This window comes from Arthrobacter sp. TB 26 (assembly GCF_000427315.1).
GTDB lineage: Bacteria > Actinomycetota > Actinomycetes > Actinomycetales > Micrococcaceae > Arthrobacter.
Window position 1 is genome coordinate 1 of the sequence record NZ_AUPJ01000348.1, and the last position, 11,092, is coordinate 11,092.

The window sequence follows — 11,092 nt, forward strand, 5'->3', positions numbered from 1 at the left end:
CCCGCCGTTCTTCCAGTCCCCGCTCCGCGACGGCGGTTACGACATCTCGGACTACAACTCCGTGCTGGACGAATTCGGCACCATCAGCGATTTCAAGCGACTCGTTGCGGAGGCCCATGCCCGCGGCGTGCGCGTGATTATTGACCTTCCGCTGAACCACACCTCCGACCAGCACCCGTGGTTCCAGGAATCCCGCAAGGATCCGGACGGGCCGTTCGGCGACTTCTACGTATGGAGCGACACGGACGAGAAGTACGAAGACGCCCGCATCATCTTCGTGGACACCGAGGAGTCCAACTGGACCTTCGACCCGATCCGGCGGCAGTTCTTCTGGCACCGTTTCTTCAGCCACCAGCCTGACCTGAACTTCGAGAACCCCAAGGTCATCGACGCCCTCTTCGACGTCGTCCGGTTCTGGCTGGACCAGGGCATTGACGGCTTCCGGGCGGACGCCATCCCGTACCTCTTCGAAGAAGAGGGCACCAACTGCGAGAACCTGCCGCAGACCCATGAGTTCCTGCGCAAGCTGCGCAAGATGGTCGACGAAAGCTACCCGGGCCGCGTCATCATCGCCGAGGCCAACCAGCCGCCGGCCGAGGTGGTTGAGTACTTCGGCACCGAAGCGGAACCGGAATGCCACATGGCGTTCCACTTCCCGATCATGCCCCGGCTGTATTACGCCCTGCGCGACCAGAAGGCCGCCCCCATCATCGAGACGATGAAGGACACCCCGAACATTCCCGAAGGCGCCCAGTGGGGCACCTTCCTGCGCAACCACGACGAGCTGACACTGGAAATGGTCACCGCCGACGAGCGTGCCGCGATGCTCGGCTGGTACGCGCCGGACCCGCGCATGCGCGCCAACATCGGGATCCGGCGCCGGCTTGCGCCGCTGCTGGACAATTCCCGTTCCGAAATCGAGCTCATCAATGCGCTGCTGCTGTCCCTGCCCGGCAGCCCGTTCCTGTACTACGGGGACGAGATCGGCATGGGGGACAACATCTGGCTCGAGGACCGCGACGCCGTCCGTACCCCGATGCAATGGAACCCGGACCGCAACGCCGGGTTCTCCAATGCGGACCCCGGGAAGCTGTACCTTCCGGTGATCCAGTCGCTGGTCTACAACTACAGCATGGCCAACGTCGAGGCCGAAGCGGCCCACTCCGGTTCGCTGCTGCGCTGGACGCGCCAGATCCTCAGCGTCCGGAAGAACCACCCCGCCTTCGGTCTGGGGGCCTTTGAGCACGTCGAAGCAGACCACGACGTCGTGCTCGCCTACCTGCGCGAGCTGCCGGAAGGCAACCCGGCCGGCGAGGACGGCGAAACCATCCTGTGCGCCTTCAACCTGTCCCAGCATCCCGTGGCCACCACCCTGCGGGTCCCGAGGTTCGCCGGCCGCGGCCTCCGGGACGTGTTCGGCGGCCAGGCGTTCCCGGCGATCTCCGAGGACGGCACCCTGACGCTGACCCTGGGCAGCCACGACTTCTTCTGGCTGCGGATCCGCTCGGCTGCCTCCAACCCGTCATCGCCCTACACCCAGGCCATGCCGATCCTGTCCATCGAAGGCTGACATGACCCGACCCACCCTCACTCCGGCCCTGAGCGGACTGCTCGGCGACTGGCTTCCGCGGCAGCGCTGGTTCCCCGTCAAGAGCCCCGCGTTCAGCTTCGAGCCCGCCGGGGACTGCGCCTTGCCGGCGGTCCTGGCGTTGAGGCCGGCATGGCCGGGCTCGAGGTGCTGCTGCTGGCCGTGAGCTACCCGACGCCGGACGGCTCCCGCACCGACGTCGTCCAGGTCCCGCTCAGCATCCGCAGCTCGCCCCTGGCCGGGGCTGATTCAGCGCTGATCGGGCAGATATCCGGACCGGGGCCCGCCGGCGAGGCCGCCCAGGCCCCCGGCGCCCTCTGGATTTACGACGGCGTCCACGACCCGGCGTTCATCTCGGCGTGGCTGGAACTCATGCGCGACGGCGGCACCACCCCCACCGGGAACGCCACCGGACACCTCGTTGAGTCCGGCTACCGCCTGCCCCGGGCCACCGGCGTCGTGAAAGTCCTCGCCGGGGAGCAGTCCAACAGTTCCGTGATCGTCGACGACGGCACATCCGCCGCGATCCTGAAATTCTTCCGGGTGCTCTCCGCAGGCCAGAACCCGGAAGTGGAAATCGGTGCCGCCCTGACCGCAGGACACACCGTCGAAGTCCCGGCCACCCTTGGCTGGGTCACCGGCGAGTGGGAATCACCGTCCGGGCAGGGCACCGGCCTCGCGCTCGGCGAACTGGCCGCGGCGCACGAGTTCCTCGCCGGCGGCCTGGACGCCTGGCGGCTGGCGGTCAACGCGGCCAGTGCTGGCCGGGATTTCACCGCCGAGGCACACGCGCTCGGCGCCGCCACCGCCACCGTGCACCGCCGGCTGGCCGAGGCACTCGGCGTCGCCGCCGAATCCGTTCCCGGACGCGACATCGCGCCTGGCGTGGCCGAGCGTGTGCGGCAGTCCTGGGCGCAGGCCGGGGCCGCCGTCGGACCCTACGGTGAAGCGCTGGACAGGCTTCTGGTGCGCCTCGAAGGCAGCAGCGCCGGGACCCTGCAAAGGATCCACGGCGATCTCCACCTGGGCCAGATCCTCCAGGTTCCCGGGGGTGCCGGCATGGCGCCGCGCTGGGCCATCCTCGACTTCGAGGGGGAGCCGCTCCGGCCGATCTCCGAACGCAATTTCCCGGACGTCCCGCTGCGCGACGTCGTCGGAATGCTCAGGTCCTTTGACTACGCCGCCGGCGCGGCCGAGCGCGAGCACCCCGACGCGGACGTCCCGGAAACCTGGGTGGACGACTGCGCCGAGGCCTTCCTGGCCGGCTACGCGGAAGTCATCCCCGGCAGCATCGACCGCGATGCGCCCCTCTTCGTGGCGCTGTGGCTCGACAAAGCCCTGTATGAAGTCATTTACGAACTACGGAACAGGCCGGACTGGCTCTCCATTCCGGTTCAGGCATCACGTCGTCTCCTCGGCAGTACAGGCTCCGGCGTCCCCGCCGAAGCCGCAGCGGAAGGTATCAAAATGACAGGTTCAGCACGTATCGATCGTCCCGGAAGCCCATTGCCGGTGGACGCGGACACCCTGGCGAGGGTCGCCGCCGGCGAACACCACGCGCCGCACTCGGTCCTCGGCGCCCACCTCGATGACCACGGCCACGTCACCATCCGCACGGTCAAGCACCTCGCCGAGGCCGTCTCCGTGGTGACTGCTGCCGGCACCTTCCCGATGACGCACGAGTCCGGCGGGGTATGGGTTGCCGTGCTGGAGCCGCTGGAGTCGGGCCATGTGCCCGACTACCGGCTGGAAGTGACCTACGAGGGCCAGGCACCGCAGCCGGCCGACGACCCCTACCGCTACCTGCCCACCATCGGCGAACTCGACCTGCACCTGATCGGCGAGGGCCGCCACGAGCGCCTCTGGGATGTGCTCGGCGCGCACGTCCAGCACTACAAGTCCGGCCTCGGCGACGTCGACGGCGTGTCCTTCGCCGTGTGGGCGCCCAACGCCCAGGCAGTCCGCGTCAAGGGCGACTTCAACGGCTGGGACGGCCGGCAGCACTCGATGCGGTCCCTCGGCTCCTCCGGCGTCTGGGAAGTCTTTATCCCCGGCGTTGTAGCAGGGGCGTGCTACAAGTTTGAGATCCGGACCAAGCACGGTTACTGGGTGGAGAAAGCGGATCCGCTGGCCTTTGGCACGGAGGTTCCGCCGCTGACGGCGTCGCGCGTCGTGGAGCCCGCCTACGCCTTCAAGGACGCGGAGTGGATGGAAACCCGTGCCGGACGGGATCCGCACAACTCTCCGATGAGTGTCTATGAAGTGCACCTCGGCTCCTGGCGGGTCGGGCTCAGCTACCGCGAGCTGGCCAAGGAACTGGTCGAATACGTCAAGTGGCTTGGCTTCACCCATGTGGAGTTCATGCCGGTGGCCGAGCACCCGTTCGGCGGATCCTGGGGCTACCAGGTCACGTCCTACTTCGCCCCGACATCGCGCTTCGGCCATCCCGACGAATTCCGGTACCTGGTGGATGAACTCCACCAGGCCGGCATCGGTGTGCTCCTGGACTGGGTGCCGGCGCACTTCCCCAAGGATGAGTGGGCGCTGGCCCGGTTCGACGGCGAAGCCCTGTACGAGCACGCCGACCCGAACCTGGGCGAACACCCCGACTGGGGAACGCTCATCTTCGACTTCGGCCGCAGCGAAGTCCGCAACTTCCTCGTCGCGAATGCGCTCTACTGGCTCGACGAATTCCACATCGACGGCCTGCGCGTGGACGCCGTCGCCTCGATGCTCTATCTCGATTACTCCCGCGAGGAGGGTCAGTGGCAGCCGAACCGGTTCGGCGGCCGGGAGAACCTGGAGGCCATTTCCTTCCTGCAGGAGGTCAACGCCACGGTCTACAAGACCCACCCCGGCGCGGTCATGATCGCCGAGGAATCCACCGCGTTCCCGGGCGTCACGGCGCCCACGAGCCAGGGCGGCCTGGGCTTCGGCATCAAGTGGAACATGGGCTGGATGCACGACTCGCTCAAGTACATGGCCGAGGATCCATTCAACCGGCGGTGGCACCACGGCACCATCACCTTCTCCATGGTCTACGCCTACACGGAGAACTTCCTCCTGCCGATCAGTCACGACGAAGTTGTGCACGGCAAGGGGTCGATGCTGCGCAAGATGCCGGGGGACCGCTGGCAGCAGCTGGCCAACCTGCGTGCCTTCCTCGGCTACCAGTGGGCGCACCCGGGCAAGCAGCTGATCTTTATGGGAACCGAATTCGGCCAGGAAGCGGAATGGTCCGAACAGCACGGCTTGGACTGGTGGCTGGCGGAAATTCCGGCGCACCGCGGGATTCAGCTCCTGACCAAGGACCTCAACGAGCTGTACAGCTCCACCGCGGCCCTTTACGAACAGGACAACGACCCCGCCGGCTTCCAGTGGATCAACGGCGGGGACTCAAACCGCAACGTCCTGACCTTCATCCGCCGGGACGCCGCGGGCAACCCCCTGGTCTGCGCCTTCAACTTCTCCGGTGCCCCGCACACGGACTTCCGGCTCGGCGTTCCTTCGCCGGGGGAGTGGCGCGAAGTGCTGAACACCGACGCCGGCACGTACGGCGGTTCCGGTGTCCTGAACGACGGCACCCTGGCGGCGGCCGGCGTTGACATCGACGGACAGCCGGCCACCCTCACGGTCACGTTGCCTCCGCTGGGCGCCGCATTCTTCAAGCCGGTGAACTGACGCCGGGACTGCCACCCCGGAAACGGGCCGGCTGAGTCGCGTCGAAGAGCCCGGAATCCCCGTGATTCCGGGCTTTTTGTCATCCCGCGGGAGGCTGCGCCGGGGCTCGCTTTGTCACCAGGGCAAACTGGTGGTAGAGTTTATTTCCGCGCTGCTCCCCGGAGTTGATCGGCCACCAAGACCCAGACGCCTCACGGCGAGACTGAATCGGGATGGCGATTTGACAAGGGTGAAGCGGCCCGGTAAGTTTGATAAGTTGCTCCGGAGCGATCCGCGACCTGATGGTTGTGGTGGTGCCGGGTGTGTCTGTTGTTTGAGAACTCAATAGTGTGCCAAGTTTGTTGATACCAATTTATTGTATTGAATTGGTTGAATTGACTGGATCCGCCACCCCGTGGTGTGGTCTGGTTTTTACAGCTGGTTTCAAATTTTGTGCAGCCGGCACGTCCCGTTTTCCCGGGGGTGTTGGTTGTGTCTGTTTTACTTCAACGGAGAGTTTGATCCTGGCTCAGGATGAACGCTGGCGGCGTGCTTAACACATGCAAGTCGAACGATGAACCTCACTTGTGGGGGGATTAGTGGCGAACGGGTGAGTAACACGTGAGTAACCTGCCCTTAACTCTGGGATAAGCCTGGGAAACTGGGTCTAATACCGGATATGACTCCTCATCGCATGGTGGGGGGTGGAAAGCTTTATTGTGGTTTTGGATGGACTCGCGGCCTATCAGCTTGTTGGTGAGGTAATGGCTCACCAAGGCGACGACGGGTAGCCGGCCTGAGAGGGTGACCGGCCACACTGGGACTGAGACACGGCCCAGACTCCTACGGGAGGCAGCAGTGGGGAATATTGCACAATGGGCGAAAGCCTGATGCAGCGACGCCGCGTGAGGGATGACGGCCTTCGGGTTGTAAACCTCTTTCAGTAGGGAAGAAGCGAAAGTGACGGTACCTGCAGAAGAAGCGCCGGCTAACTACGTGCCAGCAGCCGCGGTAATACGTAGGGCGCAAGCGTTATCCGGAATTATTGGGCGTAAAGAGCTCGTAGGCGGTTTGTCGCGTCTGCCGTGAAAGTCCGGGGCTCAACTCCGGATCTGCGGTGGGTACGGGCAGACTAGAGTGATGTAGGGGAGACTGGAATTCCTGGTGTAGCGGTGAAATGCGCAGATATCAGGAGGAACACCGATGGCGAAGGCAGGTCTCTGGGCATTAACTGACGCTGAGGAGCGAAAGCATGGGGAGCGAACAGGATTAGATACCCTGGTAGTCCATGCCGTAAACGTTGGGCACTAGGTGTGGGGGACATTCCACGTTTTCCGCGCCGTAGCTAACGCATTAAGTGCCCCGCCTGGGGAGTACGGCCGCAAGGCTAAAACTCAAAGGAATTGACGGGGGCCCGCACAAGCGGCGGAGCATGCGGATTAATTCGATGCAACGCGAAGAACCTTACCAAGGCTTGACATGAACCGGAAATACCTGGAAACAGGTGCCCCGCTTGCGGTCGGTTTACAGGTGGTGCATGGTTGTCGTCAGCTCGTGTCGTGAGATGTTGGGTTAAGTCCCGCAACGAGCGCAACCCTCGTTCTATGTTGCCAGCGCGTTATGGCGGGGACTCATAGGAGACTGCCGGGGTCAACTCGGAGGAAGGTGGGGACGACGTCAAATCATCATGCCCCTTATGTCTTGGGCTTCACGCATGCTACAATGGCCGGTACAAAGGGTTGCGATACTGTGAGGTGGAGCTAATCCCAAAAAGCCGGTCTCAGTTCGGATTGGGGTCTGCAACTCGACCCCATGAAGTCGGAGTCGCTAGTAATCGCAGATCAGCAACGCTGCGGTGAATACGTTCCCGGGCCTTGTACACACCGCCCGTCAAGTCACGAAAGTTGGTAACACCCGAAGCCGGTGGCCTAACCCCTTGTGGGAGGGAGCTGTCGAAGGTGGGACTGGCGATTGGGACTAAGTCGTAACAAGGTAGCCGTACCGGAAGGTGCGGCTGGATCACCTCCTTTCTAAGGAGCGCCTACAATCACCGTGCCTCATGTATGTGGGTGTGGCGGGGTTGTCAGGAGTACGCCCGTTGCGCAGACGCTAGTTCTGCGGCGGGTGCTCACGGGTGGAATATCAACAAATAGGTGCCTGGCGGCATGTGCCGGCAGCAAGTACGGATCTTCCTTCGGGCGGGTCCTGGAACGCGGCTGGAATGTTTCGCTGGGTAGTGTTTGGCACACTGTTGGGTCCTGAGGCAACAGGACCATGGCTCATGGCCGGGTTCCCTTACGGGGGAGTCTCCGGTGGTGGGGTGTGGGACTTGTGTTTCTGGTTTCCTGGCTGCACCGATCATGCACTGTTGTGTGTGTGGGGTGTGTGGTATGGGGTTGTTGTTTGAGAACTACATAGTGGACGCGAGCATCTTTTATAAGAAGCAATTTCCAAGAATATGAACCTGGATCTGACCTGGGCGCCTTTTGGGTGTGTGGGTTGGTTTTCGTGGTTCTCTCGAAAATTAGTTTTTTTGATCTTTTGTGGTCAAGTTTTTAAGAGCACACGGTGGATGCCTTGGCATTAGGAGCCGAAGAAGGACGTAGGAATCTGCGATAAGCCTGGGGGAGTCGATAACCGGACTGTGATCCCAGGGTGTCCGAATGGGGAAACCCCGCCAGGGGCGCGAGCTGCCTGGTGACCCGCATCTGAACACATAGGGTGCGTGGAGGGAACGCGGGGAAGTGAAACATCTCAGTACCCGCAGGAAGAGAAAACAATAGTGATTCCGTCAGTAGTGGCGAGCGAACGCGGATCAGGCTAAACCGTTCCATGTGTGATAGCCGGCGGGCGTTGCATGGTCGGGGTTGTGGGACTTCCCATTCTGTCTCTGCCGGGACAGTGGGGTGTGTAGTGCAGGCATAGGTGAACGGTCTTGAAAGGCCGGCCAGAGAGGGTGTGAGCCCCGTAACCGAAATGTTGTGTACCGCCCGGGGAGTATCCCAAGTAGCACGGGGCCCGAGAAATCCCGTGCGAATCTGTCAGGACCACCTGATAAGCCTAAATACTCCCTAATGACCGATAGCGGACCAGTACCGTGAGGGAAAGGTGAAAAGTACCCCGGGAGGGGAGTGAAACAGTACCTGAAACCGTGTGCTTACAATCCGTCGGAGCCAGTCTGATTCTGGTGACGGCGTGCCTTTTGAAGAATGAGCCTGCGAGTTAGTGTTACGTCGCGAGGTTAACCCGTGTGGGGAAGCCGTAGCGAAAGCGAGTCTGAATAGGGCGTTGCAGTGGCGTGATCTAGACCCGAAGCGAAGTGATCTACCCATGGCCAGGTTGAAGCGACGGTAAGACGTCGTGGAGGACCGAACCCACTTCAGTTGAAAATGGAGGGGATGAGCTGTGGGTAGGGGTGAAAGGCCAATCAAACTTCGTGATAGCTGGTTCTCCCCGAAATGCATTTAGGTGCAGCGTTGCGTGTTTCTTACCGGAGGTAGAGCTACTGGATGGCTAATGGGCCCTACAAGGTTACTGACGTCAGCCAAACTCCGAATGCCGGTAAGTGAGAGCGCAGCAGTGAGACTGTGGGGGATAAGCTTCATAGTCGAGAGGGAAACAGCCCAGACCACCAACTAAGGCCCCTAAGCGTGTGCTAAGTGGGAAAGGATGTGGAGTTGCGAAGACAACCAGGAGGTTGGCTTAGAAGCAGCCATCCTTAAAAGAGTGCGTAATAGCTCACTGGTCAAGTGATTCCGCGCCGACAATGTAGCGGGGCTCAAGTACACCGCCGAAGTTGTGGATTTCAGATATTAGCTAAGCCGCCCCTTGTGGGTTGGTTCAGGCGTCTGGAGTGGTAGGGGAGCGTCGTGTGGGCAGTGAAGTCGCGGTGTAAACCAGCGGTGGAGCCTACACGAGTGAGAATGCAGGCATGAGTAGCGAAAGACGGGTGAGAAACCCGTCCGCCGAATGATCAAGGGTTCCAGGGTCAAGCTAATCTGCCCTGGGTAAGTCGGGACCTAAGGCGAGGCCGACAGGCGTAGTCGATGGACAACGGGTTGATATTCCCGTACCGGCGAAAAACCGCCCATGCTGAACAGGGGATACTAACCGCCCAATACCTGCCTGACACCCCTTGTGGGTGAAGGGTTTTGGTGGAGCGCGGGACCTGATCCTGGGAGGCAAGCGTATTAACAGGTGTGACGCAGGAAGGTAGCCGAGCCGGGCGATGGTTGTCCCGGTCTAAGGATGTAGGGCGAACGGTAGGCAAATCCGCCGTTCATGATGCCTGAGACCCGATGGGACTCCCGTAAGGGGGGATTCGGTGATCCTATGCTGCCTAGAAAAGCATCGACGCGAGGTTTTAGCCGCCCGTACCCCAAACCGACACAGGTGATCAGGTAGAGAATACTAAGGCGATCGAGAGAATTATGGTTAAGGAACTCGGCAAAATGCCCCCGTAACTTCGGGAGAAGGGGGGCCCCCATCGTGATGGACACTTGCTGTCCGGAGCGTGCAGGGGCCGCAGAGACCAGGGGGAAGCGACTGTTTACTAAAAACACAGGTCCGTGCGAAGTCGCAAGACGATGTATACGGACTGACTCCTGCCCGGTGCTGGAAGGTTAAGAGGACCGGTTAGCCGCAAGGCGAAGCTGAGAATTCAAGCCCCAGTAAACGGCGGTGGTAACTATAACCATCCTAAGGTAGCGAAATTCCTTGTCGGGTAAGTTCCGACCTGCACGAATGGAGTAACGACTTCCCCGCTGTCTCAACCATAAACTCGGCGAAATTGCAGTACGAGTAAAGATGCTCGTTACGCGCAGCAGGACGGAAAGACCCCGAGACCTTTACTATAGTTTGGTATTGGTGTTCGGAGTGGCTTGTGTAGGATAGGTGGGAGACGTTGAAGCCCGGACGCCAGTTCGGGTGGAGTCATCGTTGAAATACCACTCTGGTCACTTTGGACATCTAACTTCGGCCCGTAATCCGGGTCAGGGACAGTGCCTGATGGGTAGTTTAACTGGGGCGGTTGCCTCCTAAAAAGTAACGGAGGCGCCCAAAGGTTCCCTCAGCCTGGTTGGCAATCAGGTGTCGAGTGTAAGTGCACAAGGGAGCTTGACTGTGAGAGAGACATCTCGAGCAGGGACGAAAGTCGGGACTAGTGATCCGGCGGTACATTGTGGAATGGCCGTCGCTCAACGGATAAAAGGTACCTCGGGGATAACAGGCTGATCTTGCCCAAGAGTCCATATCGACGGCATGGTTTGGCACCTCGATGTCGGCTCGTCGCATCCTGGGGCTGGAGTAGGTCCCAAGGGTTGGGCTGTTCGCCCATTAAAGCGGTACGCGAGCTGGGTTTAGAACGTCGTGAGACAGTTCGGTCCCTATCCGCTGCGCGCGCAGGAAATTTGAGAAGGGCTGTCCTTAGTACGAGAGGACCGGGACGGACGAACCTCTGGTGTGTCAGTTGTACTGCCAAGTGCACCGCTGATTAGCTACGTTCGGATGGGATAACCGCTGAAAGCATCTAAGCGGGAAGCTCGCTTCGAGATGAGATTTCCATACACCTTGTGTGTGAGAGGCCCCCAGCCAGACCACTGGGTTGATAGGCCGGATGTGGAAGCGAGGACTAACGACTCGTGAAGCTGACCGGTACTAATAGGCCGATAACTTACACCACACACCACCCCGCGAACCCATTCAAAAGGGGTTCGCACCCAGGGGTGGTACGAAGAAACAAGACTGCTTGCGTCCACTATGTGGTTCCCAAACAACAAACCCGTTGTTCGAGGAACCAAACCAACTGAATAACACCACAGTTGTAACACCAGATTTCCCACCCCC

At 61.2% G+C, this 11,092-nt stretch carries 1 protein-coding gene, 2 rRNA genes and 1 pseudogene; all 4 read left to right on the forward strand.

All coding sequences use genetic code 11. The features are described from left to right. On the forward strand, positions 1 to 1,570 hold a 1,570-nt coding region (gene treS / locus K789_RS0113455), incomplete at its 5' end, for a maltose alpha-D-glucosyltransferase (RefSeq protein WP_024367203.1). Between the two features lies 1 nt (position 1,571). After that, positions 1,572 to 5,269 (forward strand): annotated as a pseudogene (locus K789_RS23120) (1,4-alpha-glucan branching enzyme). A 485-nt stretch (positions 5,270 to 5,754) separates the two neighbouring features. Beyond that, a 16S ribosomal RNA gene (locus tag K789_RS0113465) occupies positions 5,755 to 7,278 on the forward strand. A 515-nt stretch (positions 7,279 to 7,793) separates the two neighbouring features. Then, positions 7,794 to 10,928, forward strand: a 23S ribosomal RNA gene (locus K789_RS0113470). Together the 16S and 23S rRNA genes form the textbook arrangement of a ribosomal RNA operon. The last annotated feature ends 164 nt before the right edge of the window (positions 10,929 to 11,092 follow it).